At 71.4% G+C, this 14,839-nt stretch carries 12 protein-coding genes; 7 read left to right on the plus strand and 5 right to left on the minus strand.

Annotated elements, in window-relative coordinates:
- Positions 1-36: 36 nt before the first annotated feature.
- Both AB0L89_RS16975 and metG read left to right on the plus strand, forming a co-directional pair.
- On the plus strand, positions 37-1,092 hold the full coding sequence (locus tag AB0L89_RS16975; RefSeq protein ID WP_365141215.1) for a VWA domain-containing protein: 1,056 nt from the start codon (positions 37-39) through the stop codon (positions 1,090-1,092).
- Between the two features lie 95 nt (positions 1,093-1,187).
- Positions 1,188-2,807 carry a methionine--tRNA ligase gene (metG, locus tag AB0L89_RS16980; protein WP_365141218.1) on the plus strand — a complete coding sequence of 540 codons (1,620 nt, stop codon included), beginning with the start codon at positions 1,188-1,190 and terminating at the stop codon, positions 2,805-2,807.
- Between the two features lie 211 nt (positions 2,808-3,018).
- Here metG and AB0L89_RS16985 read toward each other — a convergent pair whose 3' ends face one another.
- The gene (locus AB0L89_RS16985; RefSeq protein ID WP_365141221.1) at positions 3,019-3,603 is read right to left on the minus strand and encodes a TetR/AcrR family transcriptional regulator; all 585 of its coding nucleotides are present in this window, start codon (positions 3,601-3,603) and stop codon (positions 3,019-3,021) included.
- Between the two features lie 107 nt (positions 3,604-3,710).
- On the opposite strand from AB0L89_RS16985, the gene AB0L89_RS16990 reads away from it, so the two are divergent.
- Both AB0L89_RS16990 and AB0L89_RS16995 read left to right on the plus strand, forming a co-directional pair.
- The gene (locus AB0L89_RS16990; protein WP_365141224.1) at positions 3,711-4,586 is read left to right on the plus strand and encodes an NAD(P)-binding domain-containing protein; all 876 of its coding nucleotides are present in this window, start codon (positions 3,711-3,713) and stop codon (positions 4,584-4,586) included.
- Positions 4,587-4,681: 95 nt separating this feature from the next.
- The gene (locus AB0L89_RS16995; RefSeq protein WP_365142007.1) at positions 4,682-5,476 is read left to right on the plus strand and encodes a metalloregulator ArsR/SmtB family transcription factor; all 795 of its coding nucleotides are present in this window, start codon (positions 4,682-4,684) and stop codon (positions 5,474-5,476) included.
- Between the two features lie 34 nt (positions 5,477-5,510).
- Here AB0L89_RS16995 and AB0L89_RS17000 read toward each other — a convergent pair whose 3' ends face one another.
- Entirely contained in the window at positions 5,511-6,914 is a 1,404-nt protein-coding gene (locus AB0L89_RS17000) for a serine hydrolase domain-containing protein (RefSeq protein ID WP_365141227.1), read from the minus strand.
- Between the two features lie 141 nt (positions 6,915-7,055).
- Here AB0L89_RS17000 and AB0L89_RS17005 point away from each other — a divergent pair, with 141 nt between their 5' ends.
- Both AB0L89_RS17005 and AB0L89_RS17010 read left to right on the plus strand, forming a co-directional pair.
- Positions 7,056-7,745 carry a TetR/AcrR family transcriptional regulator gene (locus AB0L89_RS17005; protein ID WP_365141230.1) on the plus strand — a complete coding sequence of 230 codons (690 nt, stop codon included), beginning with the start codon at positions 7,056-7,058 and terminating at the stop codon, positions 7,743-7,745.
- A gap of 207 nt (positions 7,746-7,952) precedes the next feature.
- Positions 7,953-8,132 carry a hypothetical protein gene (locus AB0L89_RS17010; protein ID WP_365141233.1) on the plus strand — a complete coding sequence of 60 codons (180 nt, stop codon included), beginning with the start codon at positions 7,953-7,955 and terminating at the stop codon, positions 8,130-8,132.
- Positions 8,133-8,310: 178 nt separating this feature from the next.
- Here AB0L89_RS17010 and aspS read toward each other — a convergent pair whose 3' ends face one another.
- On the minus strand, positions 8,311-10,089 hold the full coding sequence (gene aspS / locus AB0L89_RS17015; RefSeq protein WP_365141236.1) for an aspartate--tRNA ligase: 1,779 nt from the start codon (positions 10,087-10,089) through the stop codon (positions 8,311-8,313).
- Between the two features lie 164 nt (positions 10,090-10,253).
- On the opposite strand from aspS, the gene AB0L89_RS17020 reads away from it, so the two are divergent.
- A complete protein-coding gene (locus tag AB0L89_RS17020; protein ID WP_365141239.1) occupies positions 10,254-12,455 on the plus strand; it encodes a SpoIIE family protein phosphatase in 2,202 nt (733 codons plus the stop codon).
- Between the two features lie 101 nt (positions 12,456-12,556).
- Here AB0L89_RS17020 and AB0L89_RS17025 read toward each other — a convergent pair whose 3' ends face one another.
- Both AB0L89_RS17025 and AB0L89_RS17030 read right to left on the minus strand, forming a co-directional pair.
- Entirely contained in the window at positions 12,557-13,594 is a 1,038-nt protein-coding gene (locus tag AB0L89_RS17025; RefSeq protein ID WP_365141242.1) for an AI-2E family transporter, read from the minus strand.
- Positions 13,595-13,650: 56 nt separating this feature from the next.
- The gene (locus tag AB0L89_RS17030; RefSeq protein WP_365141245.1) at positions 13,651-14,607 is read right to left on the minus strand and encodes a pirin family protein; all 957 of its coding nucleotides are present in this window, start codon (positions 14,605-14,607) and stop codon (positions 13,651-13,653) included.
- Positions 14,608-14,839 lie beyond the last annotated feature (232 nt).

Below are 14,839 nucleotides of genomic sequence, written 5' to 3' on the forward strand. Positions count from 1 at the left end.
AACCAGACCCCCGCCTCCCCCGAAGCTGAGGTCGTTGTGCCCACCCGTCCCGCCGTGCGGGACGCCTGCCCACAACAGGAAGCCCCCACGGAGGCCCCCGAGCCGGAGGCTCAAGACGTACCCGTCGCCGAGGCCGAGCCCGTCGCCGAACCCGAGGTTCAGGGCAAGGGCGACGTTGCCGAGCCGGAGGCTCAAGACTCGGCCGTTGCCGAACCCGAGGTTCTGGACGAGGGCGACGTTGCCCAGCCGGAGGCTCAAGACTCGGCCGTTGCCGAACCCGAGGTTCAGGACGAGGGCGACGTTGCCCAGCCGGAGGCTCAGGGCGAGGGGGACGTCGACGAGGCTGAGGTTCAGGGAGGCGGGGCTGAGGGGCACGGGGCGGTCGAGGACGACGGGGCCGAGGCGGAGGTCGGGCAGAGCACCGCTCCCGGCAAGGCCGCCGTCGCCGCCGCCAAGGTCAAGGCCAAGGCCCCCGGCCTCAGCGCCGCGTACAAGGCCGCCGGCACCACGCTGAAGAAGCACGGACTCACCGGCACCCGCGCCCCCGTGTACCTCGTCCTGGACCGCTCCGGCTCCATGCGCCCGTACTACAAGGACGGCTCCGCCCAGAGCCTGGGCGAACAGGTCCTCGCCCTCGCCGCCCACACCGACCCCGACGCCACCGTCCACGTCGTCCTCTTCTCCACGGAGATCGACGGCACCGGCACCCTCACCCTCCCCGAGCACGAGGGCCGCGTGGACGAGCTGCACGCCGCCGCGGGCCGCATGGGCCGCACCAGCTACCACCGCGCGATCGAAGAGGTCGTGGCCCACTACGAGAAGTCGGAGCACAAGGGCTCCCCCGCCCTCGTCGTCTTCCAGACGGACGGCCCCCCGGACGCGAAGGGCGTGGCGACCCAGGCCCTGAAGGACGCGGCCGCCCACCCCCTGTTCTTCCAGTTCGTCGCGTTCGGCGAGCACGACGCGAAGGGCTTCGACTACCTCCGCAGGCTGAAGGCGGACAACGCCGCCTTCTTCCACGCTGGCCCCGCCCCCCGCGAGCTCACGGACAAGGAGCTGTACGAGGGCCTGCTCGCGACCTGGCGCCCGTAGCCGAGGGGCCGTGGACCCGGGAAGCCCCGAAGCCCCGGGTCCACCCCCTGATATCGATGTGAGTCGATCTCGATCCGGCCGTTAGGATTTCGACCATGGCGGCCACTGGATCCGAGAAGCAGGGAGCGGGCGAGAACGCGAAGGCGTTCTACGTCTCGACCCCCATCTATTACGTAAACGACGCTCCTCACCTGGGCCACGCCTACACGACCGTCGCAGGGGACGTGCTCACGCGCTGGCACCGTCAGCGCGGCGAGAAGGTGTGGTACCTCACCGGCACGGACGAGCACGGTCAGAAGATCATGCGCACGGCCGAGGCGAACGGAGTCACTCCCCAGGAGTGGTGCGACAAGCTCGTCACCGAGGCCTGGAAGCCCCTCTGGGAGCACCTGAACATCGCGAACGACGACTTCATCCGCACCACGGAGAAGCGTCACACGGACCGCGTGCAGGAGTTCGTCCAGGATCTCCACGACAAGGGCGAGATCTACAAGGGCGGGTACGAGGGCCCGTACTGCGTGGGCTGCGAGGAGTACAAGCTCCCCGGCGACCTCATCGAGGACGAGGACGGCACCAAGCTGTGCCCGATCCACAAGAAGCCGGTGGAGCTCCTCAAGGAGGAGAACTACTTCTTCAAGCTCAGTGAGTACGGCGACAAGCTCCTCGCCCTCTACGAGGCGAACCCCGGCTTCATCCAGCCGGAGTCCGCGCGCAACGAGGTCGTGAACTTCGTCAAGCAGGGCCTTCAGGACCTGTCCATCTCCCGGTCGACGTTCGACTGGGGCGTGAAGGTCCCCTGGGACGACAAGCACGTCATCTACGTCTGGGTCGACGCCCTCCTGAACTACGCGACGGCCGTGGGCTACGGCGCGAACCAGGAGAAGTTCGACGCGACGTTCCCGGCGAACGTCCACCTCGTCGGCAAGGACATCCTCCGCTTCCACGCGGTGATCTGGCCCGCCATGCTGATGGCGCAGGGCCTGCCGGTGCCCGGCAAGGTCGCGGCCAACGGCTGGCTGATGGTCGGCGGCGAGAAGATGTCGAAGTCGAACCTGACGGGCATCAAGCCGCAGGACCTGACCTCGCACTTCGGCGTGGACGCGTACCGCTGGTACTTCCTGCGCGCGATCGCGTTCGGCAGCGACGGCTCGTTCTCGTGGGAGGACTTCACCGCCCGCTACACCAGCGAGCTGGCGAACGACTACGGCAACCTCGCCTCGCGCGTGGCCGCCATGGTCGGCAAGTACTTCGGCGGCGAGCTGCCGGAGGCCACGGCCGCCGGTGACGCCGAGAAGGCGGTCCAGGAGGGCCTCGCGAAGGCGGTCGCCGACGCCGACCGCGCGATCGGCGAGGAGCTGGACTTCCAGTCCGGCATCCTGTCGATCTTCGCCTTCGTCAAGCAGGTCAACGGCTACATCACGGAGCAGGAGCCGTGGAAGGTGGCCAAGGACGACTCCGAGGAGGGCCGGGCGCGTCTCGCGACCATCCTCTACACCGCCGCCGAGTCGCTGCGCGCGGTCGCCGTCCTGCTGAACCCGATCATGCCGGAGACCTCCCAGAAGCTCTGGGACTCCCTCGGCGCCGAGGCCTCGCTGGGCGCGCTCGCCGGCCGGCAGGTCCAGGACGCCGGCACGTGGGGGCAGCTGCCCGTCGGCGCCACGGTCACCAAGGGCGCGGTGCTCTTCCCGCGCCTGGAGGAGAAGAAGGAGGCGTAGCCCTCCCGCTGACCCGTACGTGAGTGAGGCCCCGGAACCGTTCGGTTCCGGGGCCTCGTCGCGGGCGCGTCTCGGGGGCCTCGTCGCGGGCGCGTCTCCGGGGCCTCGTCGCGGGCGCGGCCTCCACCCGGGTCGCTCGCGCGGTTCCTCGCGGCCCCTGAGGGGCCGGCCCTCGCGCCCCTGAGGGGCCCCGCCAGGGGCACGGCCCCCCTCAGCTTCCGTACGACCCCACCAGCCGCGCCAGCTGCCGTCCCGCCGCCCGCAGCGGCTCCTCGCTCCGGGCGACCTGCGCCGTCACCTCGGCGCCCTCCAGCGCGCTGATCACCGTCGTCGACAGCTCCCGCGCGTCCGCCGCCGCGAAGTCCGCAGCCAGCAGCCGCTCCTCGACGATCCGCTCCCAGCCGCGCAGCGCGTCCGCGCACACCCGCTGGATGTCCGAGTCCGTGCCGAGCGTCTCCAGCGCCGCGGCCGTGACCGGGCAGCCGTCGACCCAGCCCGACTCCCGCAGGCCCACGGCCAGTTGACCGGCGCAGGCCTCGATGGCCGCGGCCGGGTCGCCGTCCCCGGCCAGCCCCTCCCGCAGCAGGTCGGCGAACTCCTCGGCGCTGTAGGTGATCGCGGCGACGGCGACGGCCTCCTTGCCGCCGGGGAAGAAGTGGTAGACGGAGCCGAGCGTGGCCTCCGCCTCCTTGGCGATCTGCTTGATGCCCGTGCCCACGTAGCCCTGCCGCTGGATGAGACGGGCGGCGACGACGACGATCCGGTCGCGGGTGCTGGGAGCGCTTTTCTCGGCCATGGGGCCAGCCTACCCGGAATTAGTTAGAGCGTTCGTTCTAGAGCCGTGCTACGTTTCTCCCACGCACTGGATAGAGCGATCGTTCTAGTCACTTTCTGGAGTCACCCATGTCTGCTTCCGCACACTCCGTCACCGTCATCGGCCTGGGCCCCATGGGCCAGGCCATGGCCGCCGCCTACCTCGACCGGGGCTACGAGGTCACCCTCTGGAACCGCACCCCCTCCCGCGCCGACGCCCTGGTCGAGCGCGGCGCGACCCTCGCCGAGAGCGTCGAACAGGCCCTGTCCGCCAATGAGCTGGTGATCCTGAGCCTCACCGACTTCGACGCGATGTACGCGATCCTCGGGCAGGCCGAGGGCGCCCTCGCGGGCCGCACCGTGGCCAACCTCAGCTCGGACACCCCGGAGAAGGCGCGGGCCGGCGCCCGCTGGGTGACCGAGCGCGGCGGCACCCACCTCACCGGCGGCGTCCTGGTCCCGCCGCCCATGATCGGCACGGCGGACGCGTCGACGTTCTACAGCGGCCCGCGCGAGGCGTACGACAAGCACCGCGAGGCCCTTGAGGTCATCACGGGCCACTCCGACTACCGAGGCGAGGACCAGGGCCTCGCCGCACTGATGTACCAGCTGAACATGGCCATCTTCTGGCCCTCGATGATCGCCTTCTGGCAGGCCGTCGCCGTGGCCGCCGCGCACGGCATCTCCGCCCAGGAGATCGCCCCGTACGCCACCGAGAACTTCGGCGGCATGGGGCACTTCATCGACTTCTACGCGCCCCGCATCGACGCGGGCGACCACGCGGGCGACGTGGACCGCGCCGCGATGGGCCTGGCCAGCATGGAGCACGTCGTGCACACCGCCGCGGACGCGGGCGTGGACACGGCCTTCCCGGACGCCGTGCACGACCTCTTCCGCCGTGTGGTGGAGGCCGGGTACGGGGCGGACAGCTTCAGCCGCGCGGTCGAGCTGATGAAGAAGGGCTGACACCGAAGAGCCGGGCGGCCGATTGACATGCAGGCAAATGCCTGCATGATGGAGGGGTGAGCTCCGATACGACCGCGGACGGCGCGGAACCCGACGTGGACAAGGTCTTCAAGGCCCTCGCCGACCGCACCCGGCGCCATCTGCTCGACCTGCTGCGCGAGCGGAACGGACAGACGCTGGGCGAGCTGTGCGAGCGCGTCGCGATGACGCGTCAGTCGGCCACCCAGCATCTGGGGATCCTGGAGGCCGCCAACCTCGTCGGGACCGTGCGGCGCGGCCGCGAGAAGCTCCACTACCTCAATCCCGTGCCGCTCCAGGAGATCCAGGAGCGGTGGATCGACCGCTTCGAGCGCCCGCGGCTGCGGGCGCTGAGCACGATCAAGCGACAGGCGGAGGACGCCATGACCAGCCAGAATCCGAGCGACGGCGCCAAGCCCTCGTACGTCTACGTCACGTACATCGAGAGCACTCCGGAGAAGGTCTGGCACGCCCTCACGGACGCCGAGCTGACCGCCGCCTACTGGGGGCACAGCAACGTCTCCGACGGGGAGTGGCGGACCGGCTCCGGCTGGGCGCACCGCCGCGTGGACGGCTCCGAAATCGACGACGTCGTGGGCGAGGTCGTCGAGAGCACCCCGCCCACGCGGCTCGTCACCACCTGGACCGAGCCGGGCGCCGAGGAGGGCACCGAGCCCTCGCGGGTCACCTTCGACATCGAGCCGCACGGCGGGATCGTGCGGCTCACCGTCACGCACGTGGACCTCCCGAGCGAGGCCGACCGCGAGGCGGTCGGCTCCGGCTGGCCGGCGGTCCTCTCCAACCTCAAGTCCCTCCTGGAGACCGGCAGTCCGCTGCCCGAGGTGCCGTGGGAGATGCCCGCGGGCGCGTGACGCGGGGGCGCCGCACCGGGGCGCCGCACCGGGCTCACGCCACCTTCGGCGCGACCCGCATCCCGATGTAGCAGCACTCCGTGCCGTCGGTCAGCGTCGCGAACACCACCGGCATGTAGCCCTCGCTGAAGGAGGGGCCCGCGCCGGTGCCCGCGTAGACGCCCTCGGCCACGGGGTGCAGCCGCACGTCCAGCGGCGGCGAGAAGTCCTTCATGCCGTCCACGAACTCGTAGACCAGGTGCGGGGCGCCGTCGCGCTCGGAGACGGTGATGACGACGCCCGCGCGCTCGTACCGCCCGACGTGGCGCGCGAAGTCCACGGCCGGCGGCTGCGCGGGCGGCTCGAAGGCGTCCGGCATCCGCACGTCCGCAAGGGCGCCGAGCAGCTCGCGGAAGAGCGCGCCGTACAGCTCGCGCGCCCCGCCGCCGTTGGTCAGGAGCACGACGGCCACGCCCGCGTGCGGGACCACGCGCAGATAGCCGTACTGGCCGATGGCGGCGCCGTCGTGGCCGTAGCCGGTGATGCCGTCCCAGTTGTAGAGGGTCCAGCCGAGGCCCCAGCCGTCGGAGCTGACCGTCCACTTGTCGGGCACGTCGACCACGCGGCGCTGCATCTCCTCGACGGCCGCGGCGGACATGACCCGCGTCCCGTCGGGGGCGGTGCCGCCGTCCAGGTGCATGCGGGCCAGGCGCGCCACGTCGCCGGCCGAGACGAGGACGCGGCCGTAGGGACCCGCCGAGCGGGGCATCAGGTCCCAGGCGGGGGCCGGGTCGGGCTCCTGGCCCGGCTCGCCGAGGTGGCTCATCGCGACGCGGTACGCGAGGGCCTCCTCGGGCAGCGTCATGGAGCGCTCCAGGCCGAGCGGCGCGAAGAGGTACTCCTTGAGGGCCGCGTCCCAGGTCAGACCGGTGAGGACCTCGATGATCCGGCCGAGCACGTTGTAGCCGAGGCTGCTGTAGGAGACCGCGGTGCCGGGGCGGCAGTCCAGGGCCACGCCCTTGGCGGCCTCGACGTACCGCTGGAGACAGTCGTCGCCGCGCCCGGCGTCGAAGGTGAAGTCGCACGTCAACCCGCCTGTGTGGGAGAGCAGTTGGCGGGTGGTGATGGTGCGCGTCGCCTCCTCGTCGGCCGTCTCGAACTCCGGGAGCAGCTCCTTGACCGGGGCGTCCAGGTCCAGGCGGCCCTCGTCGGCCAGGCGCATGACCAGCGTCGACGTGTACACCTTGGCGATCGAACCGGACTGGAACACCGAGTCCGTGGTCACCTCCACGCCGGTCCCGCGGTGCAGCACGCCGCTCGCCAGCTCGTGGATCTCCCCGTCGGCCAGGACCGCGAGCGTGGCGCCGGGGACGTGGTGGGCGGCGCGCAGCGCGTCGAGGCGGGTCTGCCAGTGCGCGAGGTCGAACGCGGGGCGCGGCGCGGTGCTCTTCTGCGACATGGGGATCTCCTTCGAGGCGAGCTGGCGGGTACGTCGTTCTCTCGATGCGCACACTGTACGCACGAGAATCACGCGTACGCAATATGCGTACGTCGTGCGCTACGGTGGAGGGGTCAGCCCGTCCCGTACGAGGAGGCCCGCATGCCCGCCGACCAGAAGCCCGAGATCGCCTCGGTGTGGACCCGCCCCCGCCACCGGCGCGAGCAGCTCAGCCGCGAGCAGATCGTGGCCGAGGCCGTGCGGCTCCTGGACGAGGACGGCATCGAGGCGCTCAGCATGCGCAAGCTCGGCACCCGCCTGGACGCCGGCGCCACCTCGCTCTACCGGCACGTCGCCAACAAGGACGAGCTGATCGAGCTGGTCGTCGACGAGGTCTACGGCGAGCTGGCCGTGCCCGCCGCCACCGGCCCCGCCGACTGGCGCGAGGCCGCCGCGGGCAGCGCCCAGAGCCTGCGGGCGATGATTTTGCGCCACCCCTGGGTCGCCTCCGTGCTCGGCCAGGTCGGCCTGATCCACCTCGGTCCGAACGTGGCGAGCATGTCGGAGCGGATGGCCGCCGTGTACCGGGCGGCCGACTTCCCCCCCGAGGAGGTCGAACTCGCCCTGAACACCGTGATCTCGTACGTCATCGGCATGGCCACGAGCGAGGCCGCGTATCTGTCGCTGATCGCCCGCAGCGGCAGGACCGAGCAGGAGTTCGCGGTGAGCCTCCAGGAGGAGGGGCTGCGGGAGGCGGGGGCGGCGGATCCCGCGCAGACCCGCGAGAAGAGCTTCGACTACGGCCTCCAGCGCATGCTGGACGGACTCGCGGCGCGGCTCGGGGCGGCCTGAACACGACGGTCGCGGGGTCCGCGGCGGAGCGACCGCGGCCGGGCCGTGGAATGATCTTGCATTCGCCGTACGCCCCGGTCACCCGCGTCGTACGCCCCGGTCACCCCCGTCGCGCGCCGTCGCGTCCGGTTCACGGTGAGCTAAGTCATGCGCTGAGGCGGCGTAAATTGACGGCGCCTTCACACGCTCGTACGTAAGCTTCACGACATGGCCACGACTCCCTCTCCCGACCGGCGGCGCACCGCCGACGAGGTCAACGAGGAGATCCGTGCGCTGTGGCTGCGCGCGGGCGGACGTCTCCGCCCCGACGAGCGCCTGGTGTACGAGCGCCTGGTCACGGAGTGGGCGGAGGCCGAGGCCAACTCCTCGGCGACGCCCGCCGCCTGAGCCCCGGCGCCCCTCCCGACCGCCCCGCACCGCTCATCCCCTCAGCGCCCGGCGCCCGCTCATCCGACGTCCGGCAACAGAAGAAGGGCCCGGGATCATGCGATCCCGGGCCCTTCTTCGACGTACGAAGGACGTGCCCCCGCGGACTACTTGTCCACGAAGGACACGTCCTCGCGGACTACTTGTCCTTGTCCTTGTCCGCCACCGGCTTGCGGAGCGCGATGTTCAGCTCGCGCAGACGGGTCTCGTCCAGCTCGGTCGGCGCGCCCATCATCAGGTCCTGCGCGTTGCCGTTCAGCGGGAAGGCGATCGTCTCGCGGATGTTCGGCTCGTCGGCCAGGAGCATCACGATGCGGTCGACGCCCGGGGCGATGCCACCGTGCGGCGGGGCGCCGAGGCGGAACGCGCGCAGCATGCCCGCGAACTCGTGCTCCACGGTCTCCGCGTCGTAGCCCGCGATCTCGAAGGCCTTCAGCATGACGTCCGGCTCGTGGTTCCGGATGGCGCCGGAGGACAGCTCGATGCCGTTGCAGACGATGTCGTACTGCCAGGCGAGGATGTCGAGCGGGTCCTTCTCCTCCAGGTCCTTCATGCCGCCCTGCGGCATCGAGAAGGGGTTGTGGGAGAAGTCGATCTTGCCGGTCTCCTCGTCCTTCTCGTACATCGGGAAGTCGACGATCCAGCAGAAGCGGAAGACGCCCTCCTCGAAGTGGCCCGCGCGCTTGGCGGCCTCGACGCGCACCGCGCCCATGATCTTCGAGACCTCGTCGAAGTCGCCCGCGCCGAAGAACACGGCGTGACCGGCCTCCAGGCCGAGACGCTTGGTCAGCTCCTCGACGTTCGCCTCGGTCAGGAACTTGGCGATCGGGCCGGTGAGCGAACCGTCCTCGGCGACGCGCACCCAGGCGAGGCCCTTGGCGCCCTGCTCGACCGCGTAGTCACCGAGGCCGTCGAAGAACTTGCGGGACTGCGACGCCGTGTCCGGCACGGGCAGCGCGCGCACGTGCTTGCCGGCGAAGGCCTTGAACTCCGAGCCCTCGAAGATGTCGGTGATGTCGACCAGTTCGAGCTGGGCGCGCAGGTCCGGCTTGTCGTTGCCGTACTTCAGCATCGACTCGCGGAACGGGATGCGCGGGAAGGGCGAGGTGACCTCGCGGCCGCCGCCGAACTCCGTGAAGAGCTCGGTCATCAGCTTCTCGATCGGCTGGAAGACGTCCTCCTGCTCGACGAAGCTCATCTCGACGTCGAGCTGGTAGAACTCGCCCGGCGAGCGGTCCGCGCGCGCGTCCTCGTCGCGGAAGCACGGCGCGATCTGGAAGTAGCGGTCGAAGCCCGAGATCATCAGCAGCTGCTTGAACTGCTGCGGGGCCTGCGGCAGCGCGTAGAACTTGCCGGGGTTCAGGCGGGAGGGGACGACGAAGTCGCGGGCGCCCTCGGGGGAGGTCGCGGTGAGGATCGGCGTCGCCATCTCGTTGAAGCCGAGGGCCACCATCTTCGAGCGGATCGCGGCGATCACGGCGCTGCGCAGCATGATGTTGCGGTGCATGCGCTCGCGGCGCAGGTCCAGGAAGCGGTACTCCAGGCGGCGCTCCTCGTTCACGCCGTCCTCGGCGTTGATCGTGAAGGGCAGCGGGGCGGCCGCGCCGAGCACCTCGACGTCGGAGGCCTCGATCTCGACCTCGCCGGTGGGCAGCTCCGGGTTGACGTTCTCCGCGCCGCGCGAGACGACCTTGCCGTCGACGCGGACGACGGTCTCCTTGGACAGCTTGTCCAGGACCTCGGCGGCCTTGGTGCCCGGGCGGGCCACCAGCTGGGTGATGCCGTAGTGATCGCGCAGATCGATGAAGAGAATGCCGCCCAGGTCTCGGCGATTGTGCAGCCAGCCGCTCAGCCGGACGTCGGTGCCGACGTCAGAGGCGCGGAGCTCGCCGCAGGTGTGGGACCTGTACCGATGCATCGTCGTTCATCCAGTCTTCGCGAATAGGGGAGAGAGCAGACCATCCCAAGGCTACCGTCCGGGCGAAGATCGCTTTCCGGATATTCCCCGGGGCCGCCCTCCCGTGCCCCCGCGACCAGGGGGCTCGGTGGCGACTTGGCCGTGGATATTCCTAAAGTGGGTCAATGCGCACTGATGATCCCTTCCGGCAGGTGGGGGACGATCCCCTGCCCCCCGTGGGGGACGTCCTGGCCGCCATCGCGACCGGCCTGTGGCGCTGGGACAACGCCTCCGGGACCGTCACCCTCGACGCCGAGGCCGCCCGGCTGCTCGGCCTGCCCGCCCGCGCCCAGACGCTCACGGAGGCGGGCGTGCGCTCCCGTTTCCACCCCGTCGACTGGAACGAGATCTACGGAACGGTCCAGCTCGCGGTCGCCGAGGGCACTCTCGCCGAGGCCCGGCTGCGGATCATGGACGAGACGGGCCGCCGCGTCCTGCGGACCGTGCGCAGCCGTTCCAAGCCCGTGCTGCACGGCGCCACGGAGGCGTACGAACTGGTCGGCACCCTCCAGGAGGTCTCCGAGCCCGCGCCCGGCACCGCGGCCCGCACGCCCGTCACCGGCGACTGGCGCCGCTCCCGCGAGGCGTTCCTGCTGGACGCGGGGCGCGCGCTGGCGGAGGCCCGGTCCACGGAGGAGGTCCTCAGGGTCGCCGCGGGCCTGTCCATGCCGGGGTTCTCGCCGGACGGGCTCGCCGTCTTCGGGGTGGCGGGCGACCGCCTGACGATCATCGGGCACCACGGCCACCAGCCCGGCGACGACGGGCCCTTCTCCGCGATGCCGGTGGACACCGACTACCCGGCCGCCGAGGTGGTCCGCACCGGCCGTGCCGTGTACCTCTCCACGCCGGAGGACTACCGCAGGCGCTACCCCGCCGCGTGGCCGCTGGCCAGCCGTTTCGAGCGGCAGTCCTGGGCGTTCCTGCCGCTGACCGTCGCGGGCCGCACGATGGGCGCGTGGATGGCGGCCTTCGCCTACCCCGTCTCCTTCACGCCGGACGAGCGCTCGGTCCTGACGACGGTGGCCCGGATGCTGGCGCAGGCCCTGTCGCGGGCCGGGGTCGCGGAGTCCGAGCGGGAGCTGACGGAGGGCCTGCAGCGCTCGATGCTGCCGATGCTCGGCCCGCAGATCCCGGGGATGAGCGTGGCCGCCCGCTATGTGCCGACCGGCGGGGGCCTCCAGGTCGGCGGCGACTGGTACGACATGATCCCGCTGCCCAGCGGCCGTTTCGCCTTCGCCATCGGCGACGTCCAGGGGCACGACGTGCGCGCGGCGGGCCTGATGGGCCAGCTGCGGATCGCGCTGCGCGCGTACGCCTCCGAGGGGCACCGCCCGGACGCGGTGCTCTCGCGCGCCACCCGCTTCCTGTCGGGGATCACGGAGTCCATCACCTACGGGTCGAGCGGCAGCGGCACGGGGGAGGCCACGGACTACGACCCGCGCTTCGCGACCTGTCTGTACGTCGAGGCCGACCCGGCCACCGGCGTCCTGGAGATAGCCCGCGCGGGCCACCCGGAGCCCGCGATCCGCATGAGTGACGGAACGGTTCTCCTGCGCCCCGTCGCGGGCGGACTGCCCCTCGGCGTCGACCCGGACGCCGACTACCCCACCACCCGCCTCGTCCTCGAACCCGGCGAGACGATGCTGACCTGCACCGACGGCCTGATAGAGACCGGCGGGCACGACCTGGACAGCGGCTGGTCCCGGATCAGGGCGATCCTGGAGGAGTTCCCCGGGGAGGGCGACACCGACGGTCTGGAGCGGCTCGCCGACGCGCTCGTGCAGGCCGTGCACGGGCCCTCCTCGCACCACACCACGGGCCCGCTCGCCGACCGCCGCGAGGACGACATCGCGGTGCTGCTGCTGAGCCGGACGGGCCGCCCCGAGCAGCACACGGACGCCCGCCGCACCGTCCTGACCGTCGCCCAGGCCGAACCGGAGCGCATCGCGGGGGCCCGCCGCCACCTGCGGGAGCTGCTGCACGACTGGGCCGACGACGACCAGGTCGACTCGGCGGTCCTGATGGTCTCGGAGATGCTCACGAACGTCCTCGTGCACACCGACGGCGACGCCCTGATGGTCGCCGAGGTCACCGGCGAGCCGGGCGCGCGCCGGCTGCGGGCCGAGGTCGCGGACGGCAGCGACGACCTGCCGCACAAGCGCCACCCCGGCGAACTGGCCTCGTCCGGGCGGGGCCTGGTCCTGATGGAGCTGCTCGCCGGTGCGTGGGGCGTGGACCCGCGCGGCGACGGCAAGAGCATCTGGTTCGAGCTCTACGAGGACGCGGGTGCCTCCGGCGGCAGGACGGAAGACCTCGTACCGGAGTAGGGCAACGGAAGACCTCGTACCGGAGTAGGGCAGGGGACGCGCGGACGGAGCGTGCGGGTCGCCGGTGGCCGGTCGCGCGGTTCCCCGCGCCCCTTCGGGCGCTACGACGCGCCGGAGTACCGGGATCTCAGCTCCGAGACGATGCCGAACGCCGCCGCCGTCAGCGGGACCGCCAGCAGCATGCCGAGGATGCCGGCCACCGACGCGCCCGCCGTGATCGCCAGCATCACCACCGCCGGGTGCATCTGGACGGTGCGGCTCTGGATCATCGGCTGGAGGATGTGGCCCTCCAGGACCTGGACGGCGACGACGACGCCGAGGGCCCACAGCGCGATGACGAAGCCCCGGTCGGCGAGGGCGACCAGGATGGCGACGGCGCCGGACAGGAAAGCCCCCAGATAGGGGATGTAGGCGCCGACGAAGACGAGCGCGCCGAGGCCCCAGGCGCCGGGGACGCCGAGGATCAGCAGCCCGACGGTGATGCAGAGGGCGTCGATGAACGCGATGATCGTCGTCCCGCGCATGAAGCCCTCGATGGCCTCGAAGGCGCGGCGCGCCATGGCCTCGGTGCTGTCGGCGCTGTCGCCGGGGGCGAGCGAGCGCAGCGTGTGCATCGCGCGGTGGGAGTCCCGCAGGAAGAAGAAGACGAGCAGCAGCGCGAGGACGGCCATGGCGATCATCTCGCCGACGGTGCTCAGGCCGCTGATCACGCCGGACGCGGCGGTCCCGCCGAACTTGCCGAGCAGTTCCTTGGCGTTGGACGCCATGTCGTCGAGCGAGGTGCCGGCCGCGCCGAAGTACTTGGCGAGGTCGGTGGCGGCCCGCTTGAGCGAGGAGACGATCTGGTCGCCGCTGTCGATGAGCGCCTTGACCACGATGTACGTGGCGCCGCCGACGACGGCGACGACGGCCGCGCAGGTCAGCCCCGCGGCCAGCGAGCGCTGCACCTTCATCTTCACCAGGCGCCGGTACAGCGGACCGAGGAGCGCGGTCCCGAGCAGCGCCAGCAGGACCGGCGTGACGGCCGTCTTGAAGGTGACGCAGAGCCAGATCCCCACGGCGGCCACGCCGGTGACGAGGAGGAGGACGACGCACCAGGCGGCGGTGCGGCGCGCGGGCTCGGGCAGAAGGGTGCTCACCCTCCTACCCGAGCACGGGCTCAGGCGGTCCGCACGTCAGGTACGGCCGGACGTACTCACATGCCGTGCACGGCCGGGACCGTGCCGAGCAGGCCCTTCTGGAAGTCCTCGAAGGCCTGCTCCAGTTCGGCCCGGGTGTTCATCACGAACGGGCCGTAGTGCGCCATGGGCTCCCGGATCGGCTGCCCGCCGAGCAGCACGACCTCCAGGTCGGGGGCGTGCGCGTCCTGCCGCTCGTCCGCGCGGACGGTCAGCGCGGACCCGGCGCCGAAGACCGCGGTCTGCCCCATGTGCACGGGGCGCCGCTCGGCGCCGACGGTGCCGCGTCCGGCCAGGACGTACGCGAGACCGTTGAAGTCCGCGCGCCAGGGCAGCGTCACCTCGGCGCCCGGCCGCACGGTCGCGTGGATCATCGTGATCGGCGTGTGCGTGATGCCGGGGCCCTCGTGGCCGTCCAGCTCACCGGCGATGACGCGCAGCAGCGCGCCGCCGTCGGGGGTGGTGAGCAGCTGGACCTGACCGCCGCGGATGTCCTGGTAGCGGGGGTCCATCATCTTGTCCTTGGCGGGCAGGTTCACCCACAGCTGGAGGCCGTGGAAGAGCCCGCCGGACTGGACGAGGGACTCCGGCGGCGCCTCGATGTGCAGCAGGCCGGAGCCCGCCGTCATCCACTGGGTGTCGCCGTTCTGGATGGTGCCGCCGCCACCGTTGGAGTCCTGGTGGATGAAGGTGCCGTCGATCAGGTACGTAACGGTCTCGAACCCGCGGTGGGGGTGCCAGGGGGTGCCCTTGGGCTCGCCCGCCTCGTACTCCACCTCGCCCATCTGGTCCATCATGATGAACGGGTCGAGGTGCTTGTAGTTGATCCCCGCGAAGGCCCGGCGGACCGGGAAGCCCTCACCCTCGAAGCCGCTCGGCGCGGTGGTCACGGCGAGCACGGGGCGCGCCACGGCGTCGGCCGGCGCCACCACTCGGGGCAGGGTCAGCGGGTTCTCGACGGTCACTGCAGGCATGGTCGGTACCTCCTTGTGCGCTCACTTTAGTTGAACGTAGAACTTTCTGCCACCTGGAACGACCGAAGCCCGGAGGGAATTCCCTCCGGGCTTCAGGGGTGGCTAGAAGTGATCCACGGACTACGAGACGGGCCCCGTAAGGGGCGCGGGGAACTGCGCGACCGGCCACGACGGCCCCGCGGCGAAAATCAAAGCCAGGGGGCAAGGCCGAAGGCCGAGCACCAGGAACCCG

This window comes from Streptomyces sp. NPDC052114 (genome assembly GCF_040680155.1).
In the GTDB taxonomy this organism is placed as follows: domain Bacteria; phylum Actinomycetota; class Actinomycetes; order Streptomycetales; family Streptomycetaceae; genus Streptomyces.